This is a genomic window from Comamonas sp. GB3 AK4-5, from assembly GCF_041320665.1.
In the GTDB taxonomy this organism is placed as follows: domain Bacteria; phylum Pseudomonadota; class Gammaproteobacteria; order Burkholderiales; family Burkholderiaceae_C; genus Comamonas.
Genome location: NZ_CP166730.1, coordinates 2,417,710 through 2,434,837 on the forward strand (window position 1 = coordinate 2,417,710; position 17,128 = coordinate 2,434,837).

Here is a 17,128-nt window from a genome sequence, read left to right on the forward strand (position 1 = left end):
ACGAAGACGGTGGGCGGTGGCTTAGCGTGGCGGCGGCTGGGCTTCAGCCGCAGCGCTCACGGTGCTCGTCGCAGCGGCCGGGGCGGGCCGCTCGGGCTCTGCGCTCTCGTCTTCCTCGTCATCGGCTGTGGTGTTGGCGGCATCGGTGCCCACATCGCTGTGGTTCTCCAACAACTGGTGTGCATGGCGGGCCGCGCGCACGGCCGCGTGTTTGGCCTGGCCGATTTCCAGCAGGCACCAGGCCAGATAGGCCAAGGCCACCAGGGCCACCACATGAAAGACATCGTTGTAGGCCAGCACATTGGCCTCGCGCCGCACGGTGGCGGCCAGTTGGGCCGTGCCCTGGGCGGTGCGCAGCATGGAGTCGGTCACGGTACTGGCAAGTTGCTGCTGCTGCAGTTGCAAGCGCTGGGCCACCAGCGGGTTGGCTGGATTGATCTGCTGCACCAGGGCCACGGAATAGGTCTGCTCGCGGTGGATCTGGTAGGTGCCCAGCAGGGCCGAGCCCATGAGCCCGCCCAGGGCCTGGGTCATGGAGATGGTGAGAATGGCGGTGAGCATGTGGCTGGGGCCGTTTTTCAGGCCCTGGACCATGCCCAGCAGCATCAGCGGCCCCATGAAAATGCCTGAGCCCAGGGCCAGCAGAAACTGGCTGAGGTAGAAGTCGGCAGGCCGGTCCAGGCTGGTGCGGTGAAAGTCCAGGAAAGCCCCCACACCCAGCAGCACCAGGGCAGCCAGCAGCTGTTTGCCGGCATTCTCCAGTCCAAAAGTGAGAGCAGACAGCGCAATGCCTATCAGTGTTCCGGCAAAGATGACGACAAACAATGGCTGCATTTGCTCGGGCGTCATGCCCAGGGTGCGCATCATGCCCACCACGCCATAGCTTTGCTCGGTGGTCAAAAAGCGCAGCACGATGGCACCCACCACAAAGCGTATGGTGGCGCTCTGCGTGAACCAGCGTGTGTGCAGCAGCGGGTTGCTGCGGTGGTGCTCCAGATACAGGCCGGCCAGCAGCAGCACGATGGCGCCACACAGCAGCCAGGCCAGCTCGGGCGCATTCGTCCACCATCGCGTCGTGCCTTGCACCAGCACGGCCACCAGCATGCCCACGCCGGGGATCAAAAGCGCCATGGTGAGAAAGTCGCGCTTTTCAAAGGCCTGGATATGCACCCCCGAGGGCAGCTTGAGCAGCACCACGGCGGCAAAGGCCAGCAGGGCCAGGCCAGCCTCCAGCATGTAGAGGTTGTGCCATTGGCCGTGGTCGAGCAGGCTGGGCGAGAGCAGCCAGGCCAGCGGAGTGGCCAGTTGGCTGACGCCCACGCCCAGCACCAGCATCTTCAGCACATAAATGCGCGGCAGGGCCTGCAGCATGTACAGCGTGCCCAGCGAGATGCAGGCTGCAGCGGCCAGGCCGCTGGCACCGCGCAGCAGCAACAGGCTTTGCGGGCTACCCAGCAACAGGTGCAGCACCGACAGCAGGGCGTAGAGGCCCAGGCCGATTTCGGCAAACAGCCGCATGCCGTATTGCTGGCGGAATTTGTAGACCAGCATATTGGCCGTCACATTGAAGGTGACATAGGCGCCGGACAGCCAGGCTGCCTCGCTGGGGGTGAGGCCCATCTGCCCCTGGATGGTGGGCAGATTGGCGGTGAACAAGGCATTACCCAGGCCGCCGGTAAGCCCCAGCAGCACCGACACCAGGGCATAGCAGGCCCGCTCCCAGGGCGCATGCCAGGGCATGGCGGGCGAGCCGGGTAGGGCGGGCTTTTCATGCTCCTCCCAGTCGGGCGGGCGACGCAGATAGACCGTCTCGCTCATGCGGCGCCTGCGCTGGGGGTGTCAGCGCGGGTATCGGGTACATCGGGCTGCAGACCCCGGCGCACGATGTCCAGGGCCTGACGGGCCAGGCGGCGGCGCTCGGCATCGCTGCTGCCGCGCAAGGCTGCACCCAGCATGCCGGACAGCAGCGAGATGTCGCGGGCCTGGATGTCGGGACGGATCAGACCCGCTTCCTGGCCGCGCTGCAGCGCCGGGCCAAAAGCGGCCCAGAGATGCTGGCGCAAGGCGTTGACGCGTGGGTCGTCCAGCTTGGCCGTGCGCCAGTAGTCCGACAGCGAGGGGGAGCTGACGATGCGGTCGGACAGGTATTCCAGCAGGCTGAAAAAGGCCTCGGGCCGCTGGCGCAGGCTGTCGGCCTTGGCATGCAGGCGCTCGGCAGAGCGCTCCATCAAGGCCAGCAAGATGGCGTGGCGGTCGGGAAACTGGCGGTACAGCGTGGCGCGGCCCACGCCGGCATGCTCGACGATCAATTCCAGCGGCGCGTTGACGCCGTGGCGGGTGAAGACCGCGTCGGCGGCATCGAGCAACTGGGCCCGGCGCGTGGCGGCATCGGGGCGTTTGATGGGAGTGGAGGGCATGGGAGAAATTATCGGACGATTTTGTCCGTTAATTTGTGGCGGCATCGGTAGCCATGCTGGGCTGCGGGCTTTTAAGCGCACAGCGGTGGCGTGAGGGGTGCTCAGCTTTCGATAGCTCTCTATGCGCTGCAGCTATGCCTGTGCAGCATGCAGGGCGTCAAAAATTGCTGTGCATGGCGATGGCTGCACCGGGCCGCAGCCACCCCGCTGCGGCCCGGTGCAGTGTTGGCGATGGCCGCGTCAAGCCGGCTGGGTCTGCGCTTCGGGCAGGCGCGCGCAGCGGCGCACCAGGGCCAGCAGCTCGTTGGGCGCGTAGGGCTTGGTCAAAAAGGCCTGGGCACCGGCATCGATGGCTTTTTGGCTCACCGGGCCGGCTTCGTGGGCCGTCAGCATCACCACCGGCAGCTGGCGCAGGCGGGCGTCGGCGCGCACGCGGCGCAGCAGCTCCAGGCCGTCCATATCAGGCATTTCGATATCGGCCAGCAGCAAGGCGGGTAGCTCGCCTTCTTCCAGCAGCTTCAAGGCCTGCACGCCGTCGGCGGCGGTTTCCACGCGGTAGCCACCCTGGGTCTGCAGCAGATGCTGGGCCAGGCGGCGCACGCTGGTGGAGTCGTCGGCAATCAGCACCAGGGGGCGCTGCTGGGGGGCTTCGGCAGGAGCGTCTGCCACGGGCTGGCTGGCCTGCAGCAAACGGCGTTCCTCGTGCGCGGCCAGGGCGGCATAGGGGTCGTAGACCTGCAGCACCTGTCCGCTGGGCTGGGCCGCGGTACCCAGCAGGCCGGGCAGGGGCACGGCCACATCGGCGGCGGCTTGCAGGGCCACTTCCTGCGAGCCCAGTACCTCATCCACCTGCAGCGCCCAGCGCGAGGTGTCGCTGCGTACCACCAGGGCCAGGGCGTGGCCGTCCACGGACAGGGCATTGCTGCGGGCGGACTGCTGCCACACGGCGCCGGCCCAGTACAGCGGCATGGGGCCGGTGGCGTCATCTTCCAGCAGGCCCTGGCCCAGGGCCTGGTCCATCTGCGCCTGGGGAATGCGGCGCACGGCTTCGATGCTGCGCGCGGGCAGGGCAATGCTCCAGCTGCCGGCGCGCAAGGCCACCACCTGCTCCACCTGGGGCGGTGCGGGCAGGGTGATGTGAAAGCTGCAGCCCTGGCCGGGCTGGCTGGTGATGTGCAGCTGGCCGCCCAGGGCCTCCACGCTGGCCAGCACCGCATCCATGCCAATGCCGCGGCCCGAGAGTTCGGTGATCTGGGCGGCCGTGCTCAGGCCGGGGTGCAAGATCAGCGCGGCCGCGCGGGCCATGTCCACCACCTCGTCTTCGGCTAGCAGACCCAGGGCCAGGGCCTTGGCGCGCACGCGTTCGAGTTGCAGGCCGGCGCCATCGTCCTGCACGGTCAGGGTCTGGGTGCTGCCCTGGCTGCGCAGCTGCAGGCTGATCTGGCCCTGGGTGGGTTTGCCGGCGGCCTGGCGGGCATGGGCGGGCTCTATGCCATGGTCCACGCAGTTGCGTAGCAAATGCTCCAGCGCCGGTGCCAGTTGCTCGGCCACGCCGCGTTCCAGCAGCAGCTCGCCGCCTTGCAGCAGCAGTTGCACGGGCTTGCCGGTGTCCTGCGCGGCCAGCTGCACCGTGGCCTGCAGGCGCTCGTGCAGCTGGGCCAGCGGCATCAGGCGGGCATAGAGCAAGGTGTGCTGCAGGGCGCGCAAATGGCCGGCCTGGGTGGTGAGGGCGGTGTCGGCCGTGGCCAGGCTGTGCTGCAGCTGGCGCTGCACCGTGCCCAGGTCGTCGGCGCAGTCGCCCATGGCGCGGACCAGGGCGTGCAGCTCCTCATGCCATTCATAGGACAGGTCCATATCGCCGTGCAGCACCAGGGTGTCGGCCCAGGCAGCGCAGTCCTTGAGCTGGCTGCGCAGGCGCAGCATGCAGCTGTCCATTTCGCCCAGGGTCAGCCCGCCTTCGGCCAGCGGCTGCTGGGTGTGTTCATGGGTGCTCCACAGGGCCTGGGCATGGCGGCCCACGGTGTCCAGCGGGCTGCTGCCCCAGTGCTGCAGCGAGCGCTCGGGGTGGCGGGCTGCCAGCTCCTGCTGCAAGGCCACAAAGCCCAGGCGCAGGGCTTCCAGCGGGGCCTGCAGCGACTGTGGGCCCAGTGGGCCGGCCTGGGCCTTGGCCAGCAGGGCCAGGTCTTCTAGCGCATGCACCTGGCTGGCCCAGGCGGCGGCCCCGGCCAGGCGGGCGCTGCCCTTGAGGGTGTGCAGACTGCGCAGCAGGGTCTGGCGGGCGGCGCCGGGCTCGGCGGGCTGGTCCATCCAGGCGTGCAGCGCGGCTTGCAGGGCGGGCCAGGTGGTCAGCACCTCGTCTTCAAACACGGCAAAGCGCACGGGCTCGAGCTGGTCCACGCTGGGCGCAGTGGCCGCGGGTGGGGGGCTGGCAGGGGGCGTGGCGGCGGCGGCTTCGGCCGGGGCCTCGTCGGCGGCCTGGGTGCCGTCGATCAATGTGCGGTGTGCTTCCTCGGCGGCCCCATCGGCGGTGGCTGGCACAGGCATGGCCGTGGTCTGGGCCAGTATGGCGTGCAAGGCCTCCAGCACCTGGGGCTGGGGGCGGCGCATAAAGCCGGCGGCAAACTGATGCAGCAGGCGGCGCAGCTCTTCGGCGGCCTGCACGCAAGCCTGGCGCTGGGCCTGCGTGGTGCCGGGTTGCAGGCGGTCCAACACCATTTGCAGCGTGTGGCTGAGCAGGGAAATCTCGGTGCAACCGGCACCCCAGGCGCTGCGCGTCAGGGCGCGGGCCTGCTCGGCCGTGGCAGCGGGCAGGCCGCTGGCGTCGTCTGCCGCAGCGGCCCAGGCGCTGATGCCTTCCAGCAACTGCTGGGACAGGGCATCGGCCTCGCTCAGAAAAACCGTATTCGGCTCGCGCTGCGGGGCGCTGGCATGGTTGTCCAGCAAGGTGGCGCCGGGCGTGAGCTCCATGATGGCCGTGGAGGCGGCAGCTGCGGGCAGCGGTGCGGCCTCGTTGGGTGCTTCGTTTTCGAGAGCGGGAGGCGTATATTCCGAGCGCATCACAGCCGGTTTTGCGGCGATTCTGCTGTCGGCTTCGGCTTCGGCTTCGGCTTCGGCTTCGGCTTCGGCTTCGGCAGTCATGGGTGTCGCCGGTGGAGCAGGCTGTGCCGTGAAGGGGGTGGTGGCTGGGGCTGTGTCATCGACGGTGGTATCGGTGTCGATCTCGGCTGCCTCTGCAGTCTGCAGCTCGGCAAAGCCATCGCCGGGCGCTGAAAGTGCCGTGTCGCTGTCGGCTTCCTGCGGGCTGGGTACTTCGATTTTCGTAGCGTCTTCTGCAGATGGCGAGGGCGTTGGCGCCGATTGTTCTATGGCGTCTGCAAAGGCCGGCACCACTGCTTCTGGCGCTTCTGGTGCTTCTGGAACCAGGGCCGCCTCAGGAGCTTCATCACCAAAGTCCAGCGCAATGACGGGCGCGCGTGCCATTGCCTGCGGCATGGGGGCGGGAGGGGGCGCGCTGGTGGCTGGCGCTGGCATGGCCACGGATGTGCTGCCTTGGCCCAGGTCCAGATCGAGCAAGGCGCCGGGAAGGGCGCTGGCCGCAGCATCTGCCTCGACGGGCAACAGGCCGCTGCGTTGGCAGACGGCTTGCAGTGCGGCGGGCAGGTCGGCCATCAGCATCTGGGCCGTGTCCAGGGCCTGGGCGCAGTGGTAGAGCAGGTCGCGCGCCAGCAGGGCCGGGGCGGGACTGGGGCTGCTGCCGTCTGCGGCCTTGGCCATGGCGGCATAGTGCAGCAGCAGGCGTGAGGCCAGGCGCTTGGTGTAGAGGTCTTGTTCCAGCAGGCCATGGGCCGTGGCGTCCAAACAGCCGGCCGCCACCTGCCAGAAGGCCGCGTCGGCCGTGGCGCTGCGGGTCTGGGCCAGGCCCAGGCACAGATCGCGCAGCTGGGCTGCGGCCTGGGGGGAGGCGCTTTTGACCAGGGACAGCACCTGCTGGTCCAGCAGAGCGCGGGTGGCGGGCGAGGGCTGCAAGGCGGGCACGGCCAGCGGGGATGGGCCATGGGCCTGCTGCCAGCGCTGCTGCCAGGGCAGCTCCCACAGATCGGCGGGGTGGGCCAGGTCTTTGCCGCCCAGTTTGCAGACGGCGCGGTAGGTGGCAAACAGGTTCTGGGCCGGGGGCTGGCGTCCGGCCTGCAGGGCCTGCAAATGGGCCAGGCTGTCGCGGGCGGCCAGCAGCAGCACATCGCGCGGCTGGCTGGCACCGTCCTCGCTGCTGGCGGCCAGCGGCAGGCGCAGCGCGGCCTCCATGGCCTGCAGCAGCCGGGCCACACTGCCCAGCTGCACCACTTCCAGCGCGCGGGCGGTCTGGTGCAGCAGCTGGGCTGCCTGGGCACGGGACTGCGGATCGTCCGACTGCAGCAGCGCAGGCAGTTCGCGCAGCATGGTGCACAGCGAAGGCAGGACCAGGGCACGGCCCTCGGGCGTGGGGACAGCAGACGGTGAGGCAGCCTGGAGCGGCAAGGTGTCGGTCATGGCAATGGCAGGGCGCGCACCAAGCGGCGCGACAGAAAATCGGGTGGGCTGGCGGGAGCGATGGTACGCGCCCACGGCCGCGTGCAGACCCATCTCCTGCCAGGGCGCAGCGTAATACCTGTTGGCGGCGCTACGGGTTTTGCCGCCGCCAAACGCTGCGCCAGGTCAGAGGGCGCGTGCTGCCGCAGCCCTTTGCGGCGGCAAGAGGGGCTGAGCTTATTCGGCGAACTTGCCGTTTTCCTTGCGCCGCTCGCGCATGCCGGTGCGTATGAACAAGGCTACGCCGGGCAGGGCCAGAAAGGGCTGATCCAGCTTGCCGGCCAGATGGGTGTCCAGGCGCTGGGGCAGGGCGTCCAGCGTGGCCTGCACGGCGGGCACTTCGGCGGCGCCGGGGTGGGCGTCGACAAATTCCTGGAGGTATTGGCGCACCTCGCGCTCCAGCCACGCGCGGTTGCTGGGCAGGGCGATGTAGGTGGGCTGTTTTTCCCCATCGGCCTCAAAGCCAAACAGATAGCAACCTATGAAGTGGCGAAAGGTTTCGCCCACCTTGGGGCCACGCGAGAGCTTGCGCAGCAGATCAAAAAGCCACATGGCGGTCATCCAGGGCAGCGCGGGGCGGCCCACAAAAACAGGAGCAGCAGGTGCGCTCCGGGTGAGGGAAATAAGGCCCAATGTAGCGCAAGTGCTTGGTGTATCTGCACAGGCAGCTTCTTTTTTGGGAGTTGGGCGGGTCAGGCTCAGCCCTGGGCCTCGGGCAATTCATAAGGCAAGGGCAGGTGCGAGCGCTGGTGCAAGCGGGGCTCCTGCGCCAATCGCTCGGCCATGAAGTGGATGAAGGCGCTGAGCTTGGGCGCCAGATGCCGGGTGGGCGGGTACAGCACCCAGGCCTGGCCGCCGTAATGGGGCTGGAACTGCCAGTCGGGCAGCACTTGCACGATCTGGCCCTGCTGCAGCGCATGCTTGGCCGTGAAAAAGGGCAGGCTGCCAATGCCCAGGTTGCGCAGCACGGCATCCAGCCGGGCGCCGGTGTGGTTGACGGCGTAGCGCCCCCTGACCTGCACATGGACCCGCTTGCCGCCTTGCTGGAACTTCCAGCGTGCATCGCCGGGCTCCTCGCCCAGAAAAATGCAGTCATGGGTTTTCAGCTCGTGGGGGTGCTGCGGCGTGCTGCGCTGCTGCAGGTACTGGGGGCTGGCACACAGCAGGTGGTCGATGTCGATCAAATGCCGGCCCATCAGGCCGGGCGAAGGGCTGTCGGTGATGCGGATGGCCAGGTCCACCTGGTCGTCGATCAGGTCAACATAGCGGTCATCCAGGCGCAGCTGCACATCGACCTTGGGGTAGCGCGCCAGAAAATCCGGGATATGCGGGTGAATGACAAAGCGCCCCACGGCCTTGGGCACGCTGACCCGCACCAGGCCCTGGGGCTCGGGCCCCAACTGGCTGGAGGCCGCCATCACGGCCTGGGCGGCGTTCACCATGTCCAGGCAGCGTGCGTGGACCGCATGGCCGCTCTCGCTCAGGCGCAGCTTGCGTGTGGTGCGTTGCAGCAAGCGGGTGCCCAGCACCTTTTCCAACCTGGCCACGGCGCGGCTGGTGGCCGAGGGTGTGGAGCCCAGCAGGCGTGCGGCGGCCGAAAAACTGCCGGTTTCCACCACTTTGACAAAGACCACCATCTCGGTGAGCAAGGTCATCATTTGATTTGTGCTCATGGCGCAAAGATTATTTGGTTTTGTGGTGGATTATCGCGGGCTGTCTGGCTGCCTACACTGAAAAGAGTAGACAGCAAGCAGCAAACCATGAACCGTAGACCTTCCTCAAAAAAAAGCACCAACTCTGTATGGGAGGACGCATGAGCATGCTGTCAGCCCATGGGGCCGAGTTTCTGGCCCTGGCCAGCATCCACCTGCTGGCCGTGGTGGCGCCCGGGCCGGACTTTGCCGTGACCGTGCACCAAAGCCTGCGCTTTGGCCGCCGCGCAGGGGTGTGCACCGCCCTGGGCATAGGTGCCGGCATTTCGGTGCATGTGCTCTACACCTTGCTGGGCGTGGGCGCGCTTTTGCATGCCTGGCCCTGGCTGCTGCAACTGGCCCAGCTGCTGGGTGGCGGCTATCTGCTGTATCTGGGGGCGATGTTCATCTGGCGTGCGGCCAGATCGTCCGCAGACCCAGCAATGGGCGAGCAGGTTGGAGGAGCCGCCATGCACAGCGCATGGCAGTCCTGGTGGCTGGGCTTTTTGACCAATGCCACCAACCCCAAGGCGACGCTGTTCTTTCTGGCCGTGTTCACCACCGTGGTGAGCAGCAGCACGCCGCTGCAGGTGCAGGTTTTCTATGGTCTGTGGATGTGTGCGGTGAATGCGGCCTGGTTTGTACTGGTCGGTTTGCTGTTTACCAATCCAACAATTCGTAAGCGTTTTTTGCGTTGCCGTGCCGTGCTGGAGCGGCTGATGGGCGCGCTGCTGCTGGTGTTTGCCGGCAGGCTGCTGTGGGGAGCGCTGCCATAGCGTAGCGGCCCTGCAAGGGCCTTGATGGTGTTGCAAATCCTCGCAATGGCGGGCCGGGGCTGGGCTATCGTGCCTCGCCTTCCGTCCTGGGGTGACGCAGCTGCGCCACTGCAGAGATGGCCCTTCGGTTTGGCCCCCAGTCCCATGGTGCTGGGCAAGGTGCCGCAATGAATCAGCGCGTTGAGATGAGCAGGCCTGCCCAGGCCTTGCGCCCTGGATTGGCCGTGGCCGTCGCCGTGGTGGCGGCGGCCAGCTCCTTTCCCTTTATCCGCATGGGTCTGCAAGGCCTGCCGCCACTGGAGCTGGCGGCCGCGCGGTTTGGCGTGGCAGCCCTGTTGCTGCTGCCATGGCTGGCCTGGCGCAGGCCGGAGCTGCCCGGCTTCATGGACGGGGTGCGATTTTTGCTGTGCGGCGTATTGGGGGTGGCACTTTTTCACGTGCTGCTGAATACCGGCGAGCTCACGGTGCAGGCCGGTGCTGCCAGTTTCATTGTCAACACCATGCCCATCATGACGGCGTTGCTGTCGGCGATTTTTCTGCGTGAAACATTGCCGCTGTGGGGGTGGATGGGATCGCTGTGCAGCTTGGGGGGCGTGGCGCTGATCGCCCAGGGACAGCCCGGCAGCTTGGGATTGATCGCAGGGTCTAGCCTGATTCTGGGGGCTGCCTTCTCGTGCGCATTGTTTGCAGTGCTGCAAAAAAGCCTGGTGGCACGCTATGGAGCGGTGCCAAGTACGGCCTATACCTTGCTGGCAGGGGCGGTGTGCCTGTCGCCATGGTGGCCTGAGGCCTTGGCCGCGCTGGAACCCGCCGATACCCGTACGGTGTTTGCCGTGGCCTGGTTGGGCGTGTTTCCCTCTGTGATTGGCTATGCCAGCTGGAGCTATGCACTGGGCTATTTCGGTGCGCTCAAGGCAGCCAACTTCTTGTACCTGGTGCCAGTGGTGGCCAGTTTGCTGTCCGTTTTTTTGCTGGACGAGTCCACCGGAATCTTGACGCTGGCGGGGGGCGCGTTGGTGGTTGCGGGTGTGATCGCTGTGAATCTATATGGCGTGGATAGCGGAATGGCACAACCCTTGCACGGGCAGTGAAAGATGGGATGCAACAGGTAAAGTGCACGCTGAAAAAAAGCCCCATAAATGCATCACCTGGATTATCGAGGTGCTGCGGCTGGGGGCAATGTGTTACTGAAATATTCACTCAGGCCTGAGGCTGATCCATTCGGTACTCTCAAGCTCGAGAGGGCGTGGCTGAGGCAGAATTTCGCTGCTTCCAGGGAGGAGTTTCAAGGTGATTTTTACGAATGAAAAGCATATTGTTAATGTTCTAACAAATATTTTCTAAAGATCATTTTGTCCCCATCACGGTGTTGAAAATAATTGCGCCTTCGTCGGAAATTGGAATGTCCATTTTCATTTCTCCAGCCAGTTTTATCTCCATTCGTGACTGCTCCCATTGCTTCTGCGAAATCACCTGTTGTTTTGCAGGTCCCGCCCAATTTCCCACTCGTGCTGCAGACACCGGCCATGGCAGAAATGCTGGCGCGTGTGCAGCAGTTCGATCTCATGGCTTTGAGTCCGGTAGAAATTTCCAGGCTGGGACTGGAGGCAGAGCTGGCGTTGAACCAGGTTTTCGATCGGTTTCTGTCGGCCATTGACCGGCAGAAATCTCCGGCGATGTTCCGCCTGCTCGATCAACTTCAGGGGGCGGTGGAGGCGCAGCGTTTGGATCAGCTGGCCGAGCGCATCTTGAGCGGAGCCAAGCCCTCGTTCATCGAGCGCTTGCAGGGAATGCTCAGCCCCAGCGCCTTGCGCAGCACCGTGGCCAAAGCCTTGACGGAGACCGCGCATCTGGTGTCGCTCAAAACCAAGAGGCTCTCGGACGAGGTGTCCAAGCTCGAGGTCGAGCTGGCTGCCGAGATGCGCAGCCTGGAAGCAGAAATGCAGGGGCTCAACCAGGTCTTGCAGGAGTACAACCGCTTTCGCGACCTGTTTGCGCTGGAGACATTGTTTCTCTTCAATGCCCATGCTTTTGCCAAGGCCCAGGTTCAGACCCTGGAGCCCGCCATGCAAACCGACCCATTGCTGCACATGCAGGCAAGCCAGAAACTGCAGGCGCTGGAGTCGCGGGCACTGGCAGTGGAAGGCTGCATGACGCGGCTGCCAGCAGACCAGCTCATCCTGGCCCAGATACAAGACGCTGGCATGAGCACCTTGCAAGAGCTGGCGACCACGGCGTCTGCGCGTTTTGTTTCCATCAAATCGAGTCTGCTCAGCCTGTACAGCGCCTACCGCGTGCTGGAGACCCAGCAACTGGGCCAAAGAGGCAAGGAGCTGGATGCCAATCTGAGCCAGATGCGCAACAAGCTTTTGCGCCAGGTAAGCAGCCAGGCCGCCCATGCGCCGGGCGACAACCGCCTGGGCCAGGCACAGCAGATCCAATCCGTGGTCGCCACCACCAGAGAGTTGCTGGAGCTGGCCAGCCAGGCCCGCACGGCCAATCAGCAGAAATTTGAGCAAACCCGCCAGCTGCTCGTCGCCTCGCGCCAGGAGATCTTGGCGCTGGGCGTGCAGGTGATGGCCAGCGCCGAGGCCCGGGGAAGCTGAGCCGAAGAGGGCTGGCAGGCCCCGAATGCCTTGTTCCCTCCTTCCTGATCGCAAAGCACATGGCGACAGGCAGGCTGTTTTTTGAATTGTTCTCAGCTGGAGTTCTTCATGTCCCTTGTCGTCAACCTGGTCAAACCTTCCGATGCTCCTAAAAAGCTTTCACTCAACCTGCAAAAAAATGAGTCCTTTCTGGTGCGTTTGGCCTGGGACTGCAAGTCCGATCTGGATTTGCATGCGCTCGTGGCGGTGAACCAAGGCACTGGGGCCAAGATTGCCGAGTTCGAGGACATCTTGTCGATCTACAACGTGCAGCGCACGGTGCGCGGACAGCCCGAGGGCTATCTGCCGCTGGCGGCAAACAAGACTTTTTCGGTCCATGGTGGTGCCCTGGTGCACAGCCCGGACGCGACCGATGGGCAGCTCAGCGACGAAGACGATGAATGGATTCGCATCTTCCCATCGAAGTTGGCGCTGCCTGGCACAGGCTATATCGAGGTGGTGCTTGTGGCCATGATCCATGGTCCCGGAAACCCGGTGTTCAAAGGTGTGAAGGGCGCCCGCGTCATTGTGGAAAACGAACAAGGTGAGCAACTGCTGGTGGTGAATCTTTCCGAGCATTTCTCGGGCTTCACGGGCCTGCAAATGGGCTCTGTGATCATTGATGGCAATGGGCCGGCGTTTTCTCCCGTGGGGGTCGGTTTTTCCGGCAGCTTCAACGACGTTCTGGCCCAGTTCTCCTGAGCGGCTGTGGCCCAGCGTCGTACGCCTACCGCTGTACGGGACGCCCGCCGCACCGTGCCAGCGCCTGGTGCTGTCGACGCAGCGGGCCCGCCCGGGCCAACGGCCAAGGCAAGGCCCACGCCCACGCGTATGCAAGCCAGCACCGGTTCGCAGCAGTCTGGGCCGGCGCCATCACGGCCTTCGCCCACCAAGCTGGCCGGGCCTCTGGCAGGGCCTGAAGCCGGCGCCCCAGCTGCTGCGACAGAGCGCACAACAACGCCAGCGCCAACGCGGCTGGCGCCCGCAGCCAAGGCCGCAGACTTGCACGCAGCTGCTTTCCGTACGGGGGGCGATGAGCGCGCTGAGCCGCTGCAAGCCTCGGCATTGCCTGGTGTCAGAAGCCTGCCTTTCCAGGCCTCGGTGCCCGCGCTGCAGCAGTTGTTCCCGCAAGCCTGTGCCCTGAGCTTGCAGCAAGCCGCGCATGCGGTGTCGTCAGCACCTTTGCCCGGGAGTGCCGTACTGGCCTGGGTCCGCTATGGCGAAAAAGCACAGCAAACCCTGGCGGAGTTGGTCAGGCAGCGCCTGGAGCTGGCCGATGGCAAGCCGCTGCGTCTGGTGCCCGCGCTGCTGCGGCATTTGCACGGCCGGATGGCCGATGTCCTGGAGGCCTTCCAAGGCGGGGTGTTCCGGCGTTCGCCAGCCAGGGTTTGGCGCGAGACGGCTCCCGAGGTGGCCTTGCTGGAAGCGCAGCTCCGGCAGGCCTTGCCCGTCCTGCAATCACTGCACGACCAGCTGGGGGATCTGATCTCCCGCGTCCGGGCCGCGCAGCAGGCTTTGCAGGCCTTGGACATGGCCTGCATGTTTCTGATGGACAAGGTGGGCGCACACATACAGCCCACCTTGGCTGCGCGTGCTGGCGCGGTGCTTGCATCGCTGGCGCTGGCGATGGAGCAGCTGCAGATGCTGACGGAGGATCAGTCCCGCCTTCTTGAACTCATGCAACTGGTGCAAGACGGTGTGCTGCTCAAGCTGCCAGCCGTCTTGAGCCAGTTGGCCAGGCTGAACGGAGCCGCGCATGCGCCACTCAATGAAACACAGCGATTGCTGCTGACCGAAGTCGTGCTGGAGTTCAGCACATTTATCGAAAACCACCTCACACCATGATCACTCTCAACCTGGAAAAATCAAGCCTGGCGCTCAAGCTCTCGCTGGAAAAGAAAGGCCTGATCAAGCCCCCCGTCATCGAGGTGGCGATTGCACTGGATGTTTCTGCCTCGTTCGAGGACGAACACCAATCGGGGATCACCAGTGATTTGCTGACCCGCCTGGCACCCTGGGGGCTGACTTTCGATCCCGACCAAAAGCTCGATGTCTTCACCTTTTCCAGTGGCCCGGAGAACGCCCACCATGTGGGTGAGATGACGGCCAAAAACTACCAGAACTTTGTGCGCAAACGCATCATCAACAAGGTTCCTGGTTGGGGCGGTGCGACGGACTACTCCTATGTCCTGGGCGATATCTTCCAACACTTTGGCCACAAGCTTGGCGCCGGAGGCATTCTGGGCTTTTTGCAGCGCTGCCTGGGCGGCTCGCAGCCCAAGGTGGCTGAAGCTGCAGGAGGGCGCAAACGCTCCGTGGTGTTCTTTATTACGGATGGCGAAAACAACGACAAGGGTGCAACGCGCAGCCTGCTCAGCCGGGCCGAGCGGGAAGGTTGTGAGGTCTATGTGATGTTTTTGGGCGTGTCCAACCAGCCGGGGGAATTTGGTTTTATTGAAAAACTGGGTGAGGAATTCGACAACATAGGCTTTCTCGCCATCCGCGATCTCAAGGCCTTGGTGCGCATGGATGACGATGCGCTCAACGAGCTCCTGCTGGTGCCCGAGCTGCTGCGCTGGCTGGACAAGTGAGCCACTCCGTCAGCGTGAAAGTGCATGCCCCCACGGCCTGCCTGTGGGGTGTGGCGATTGCTTGCAGGCATGCGGGGTGGTGATGGCTGTGACCTCGCCGCGCCGGTTCGCATAGAAGGTGCGGCAGCCCATAGCCCTGCGAACAGGGTCTGGCTGCATGGGGCGGCTCAATCGCCCGCGCCGCAAAAATCCTCAATCAGCCGGGCCACGGCGGCGGGTTGGTCGTGGTGCAGCATATGGCCGGCGTCTTCCACGCATGCCACGCGGTGCCGGGCCACGGATTGCAGGCGCTGGTGGTATTGCTCCAGCGTGTACTTGCCTTTGCTCCAGCTGGCCAGGCTGTCGTCTGCGGCCTCCACGGCCAGCACCGGGGCGGTGATGGCGGCGTAGCAGGCCAGGGCTTCCTCCACGCGGAACAGCTGGGGGTTGATCACCTTGTGCGCTGCATCGCCCAGGATGGCCCAGCGGCCATCGGCCTGGGGGGCTGCCCATTGCTGGGCCAGCCACAGTGCTTTGTCGACCGGTAGGCGCAGGTTGGTTTTGCGCAAGCGCTGGGCCACTTCGTCCGCGTTGGCATAGCTTTTCAGCGCCAATGCGCCTTGGCGGCATTGCTGCAGCTCGTCCAGCCATTGGGCTATGCGGCCCGGGGCTTGCGCGGGTTGGGTGGCGGTCAGGCCAAAGCCTTCCAGATTCACCAGGCGGCGTATGCGCGCCGGCCGGGCGCCGGCATAGAGCATGGAGATATGGCCGCCCATGCTGTGGCCCACCAGGTCGACAGCGCCGCCATCGGGCACATAGTGCTGCAGCAGCGCGTCCAGATCGCCGAGATAGTCGACATGGTGGTAGTTGTCGCAGGCCATGGGCGCGGTGGTGAGACCAAAGCCGCGCCAGTCGGGCGCGATGATGTGGCGGCCTTCGAAAAAGCCCTGGCTGAGGGCATCGACGACGAATTGCCAGGAGGCGGACACGTCCATCCAGCCATGTGCCAGCACCAGGGGCACGCTGCCGGGCCGGGGCTGGCCCCAGCTGCGCACATGGTAGGAGAGGGCGCGCACCGGTAGATGCTGGCAGGTGGCGGGGCGTAGCGGTGTGTACATGGGCGTGATGGGGCGTGTTCATCCAGGGAGCTGGCGCCGGGAGGGCGCAGCAAATCCTATAGCAATGCAGAGGGCGTGCCAGGACATGGCTGTCCGCCAGGTGACGTGCTGGCCGCCATGCGCCAAGCAAGAGGCCGGGCTGACCAGGCGGCGAAGCTGCGCGCACTACACTTGCAGCGTAGAGACCAAGAAGGCCCTAGAGGCCCATAGAAAGCAAGCAATGCAGCAAGTTGAGCTGGGCCGCAGCGGCCTGCAAGTCAGCCCCATCTGCCTGGGGACCATGACTTTCGGCGAACAGGTGAACGAGGCCGACAGCCACCGTATCCTGGACCGTGCACTGGAGCGTGGTGTGAATTTTTGGGACACGGCCGAGATGTATGCTGTGCCCGCCCGTGCCGCCACCTATGGCGCCACCGAAACCATTTTGGGAAACTGGATCAAGGCCAACCCGGCCAAGCGCAGCCAGGTGGTGCTGGCCAGCAAGGTGGCCGGCCCATCGCGGGGCATGCCCTGGATTCGCGAAGGGGGCGGCATGACGGCGGCCGACATCACGGCCTCCTGCGAGGCCAGTCTGCGCCGCCTGCAGACCGATGTCATCGACCTCTACCAGATCCACTGGCCCGAGCGCCATGTACCTTCGTTTGGCGCCCTGTATTACGAGCCGGCCAAGGAAAAGTCCGAAACCCCCATCCGTGCACAGCTGGAGACCCTGGCCAAGCTGGTCCAGCAGGGCAAGATCCGCCATGTGGGCCTGTCCAACGAAACCCCTTATGGCGTGCACGAGTTTGTGCGCCTGGCCGAGGAGCTGGGTCTGCCGCGTGTGGCCAGCGTGCAAAACCCCTACAGCCTGTTGAACCGCAGCTGGGAAAACGGCATGGACGAAAGCTGCCACCGCCTGGGCGTGGGCCTGCTGGCCTATTCACCGCTGGGTGTGGGCCTGCTGTCCGGCAAGTACGACCCCATGGGCACGGAAGCCCCTGACGCCCCGCAGGGCCGCATCGCCAAGTACGAGTCGGTGCGCAAGCAGCGCTGGGGCCGCCCGGAAGTGCTGCCCACGGCCCGCCTGTACAACGCCCTGGCACGCGAAAACGGCCTCACGCCCACGCAGATGGCACTGGCGTTTTGCTACACCAAATGGCAGGTGGCCAGCACCATCATCGGCGCGACCTCGCTGGCCCAACTGGATGAGAACCTGGACATCTGGGGCCGGCAGCTGCCTGCGGAGTTGCTGGCGAAGATCGACGCCATTCGCTGGCTGCACCGCGATCCGGCGCAATAAACAGGAGCCACCCCCTGTGGCGCTGCGCGCCTTTCCCCTCGCTCTCGCGCTGCGCGCGGGGAGGGG

13 protein-coding genes are annotated in these 17,128 nt (G+C 65.3%); 7 read left to right on the top strand and 6 right to left on the bottom strand.

What is annotated here, in order from left to right:
* Positions 1–21 precede the first annotated feature (21 nt).
* From ACA027_RS10965 to ACA027_RS10985, 5 genes are all read right to left on the bottom strand, one after another.
* The gene (locus ACA027_RS10965; RefSeq protein WP_370682404.1) at positions 22–1,818 is read right to left on the bottom strand and encodes an MFS transporter; all 1,797 of its coding nucleotides are present in this window, start codon (positions 1,816–1,818) and stop codon (positions 22–24) included.
* On the bottom strand, positions 1,815–2,417 hold the full coding sequence (locus ACA027_RS10970; RefSeq protein ID WP_370682405.1) for a TetR/AcrR family transcriptional regulator: 603 nt from the start codon (positions 2,415–2,417) through the stop codon (positions 1,815–1,817). Before ACA027_RS10970 ends, ACA027_RS10965 begins: the two co-directional genes overlap by 4 nt.
* A 240-nt stretch (positions 2,418–2,657) precedes the next feature.
* On the bottom strand, positions 2,658–6,944 hold the full coding sequence (locus tag ACA027_RS10975; protein WP_370682406.1) for a response regulator: 4,287 nt from the start codon (positions 6,942–6,944) through the stop codon (positions 2,658–2,660).
* A gap of 216 nt (positions 6,945–7,160) precedes the next feature.
* Entirely contained in the window at positions 7,161–7,535 is a 375-nt protein-coding gene (locus ACA027_RS10980) for a hypothetical protein (protein WP_370682407.1), read from the bottom strand.
* A 146-nt stretch (positions 7,536–7,681) separates the two neighbouring features.
* Complete coding sequence (locus ACA027_RS10985; protein ID WP_370682408.1) at positions 7,682–8,656, bottom strand: LysR family transcriptional regulator; 975 nt, start codon at positions 8,654–8,656, stop codon at positions 7,682–7,684.
* 140 nt (positions 8,657–8,796) lie between these two features.
* On the opposite strand from ACA027_RS10985, the gene ACA027_RS10990 reads away from it, so the two are divergent.
* The 6 genes from ACA027_RS10990 (at position 8,797) to ACA027_RS11015 (ending at position 14,686) form a co-directional block, all read left to right on the top strand.
* The gene (locus ACA027_RS10990) at positions 8,797–9,450 is read left to right on the top strand and encodes a LysE family translocator (RefSeq protein WP_370682409.1); all 654 of its coding nucleotides are present in this window, start codon (positions 8,797–8,799) and stop codon (positions 9,448–9,450) included.
* A gap of 167 nt (positions 9,451–9,617) precedes the next feature.
* Positions 9,618–10,541 (top strand): DMT family transporter, encoded by a 924-nt coding sequence (locus tag ACA027_RS10995; RefSeq protein ID WP_370682410.1) that lies wholly within the window; start codon positions 9,618–9,620, stop codon positions 10,539–10,541.
* Between the two features lie 435 nt (positions 10,542–10,976).
* On the top strand, positions 10,977–12,056 hold the full coding sequence (locus ACA027_RS11000; RefSeq protein ID WP_370682411.1) for a hypothetical protein: 1,080 nt from the start codon (positions 10,977–10,979) through the stop codon (positions 12,054–12,056).
* A 108-nt stretch (positions 12,057–12,164) separates the two neighbouring features.
* Positions 12,165–12,797 (top strand): TerD family protein, encoded by a 633-nt coding sequence (locus tag ACA027_RS11005; protein WP_370682412.1) that lies wholly within the window; start codon positions 12,165–12,167, stop codon positions 12,795–12,797.
* Between the two features lie 129 nt (positions 12,798–12,926).
* On the top strand, positions 12,927–13,940 hold the full coding sequence (locus tag ACA027_RS11010; protein ID WP_370682413.1) for a hypothetical protein: 1,014 nt from the start codon (positions 12,927–12,929) through the stop codon (positions 13,938–13,940).
* The gene (locus tag ACA027_RS11015) at positions 13,937–14,686 is read left to right on the top strand and encodes a VWA domain-containing protein (protein ID WP_370682414.1); all 750 of its coding nucleotides are present in this window, start codon (positions 13,937–13,939) and stop codon (positions 14,684–14,686) included. Before ACA027_RS11010 ends, ACA027_RS11015 begins: the two co-directional genes overlap by 4 nt.
* A gap of 167 nt (positions 14,687–14,853) precedes the next feature.
* Here the strand turns inward: ACA027_RS11015 and ACA027_RS11020 are convergent, their stop codons facing one another.
* Complete coding sequence (locus ACA027_RS11020; RefSeq protein WP_370682415.1) at positions 14,854–15,783, bottom strand: alpha/beta fold hydrolase; 930 nt, start codon at positions 15,781–15,783, stop codon at positions 14,854–14,856.
* A gap of 220 nt (positions 15,784–16,003) precedes the next feature.
* Here ACA027_RS11020 and ACA027_RS11025 point away from each other — a divergent pair, with 220 nt between their 5' ends.
* A complete protein-coding gene (locus ACA027_RS11025) occupies positions 16,004–17,062 on the top strand; it encodes an aldo/keto reductase (RefSeq protein WP_370682416.1) in 1,059 nt (352 codons plus the stop codon).
* Positions 17,063–17,128 lie beyond the last annotated feature (66 nt).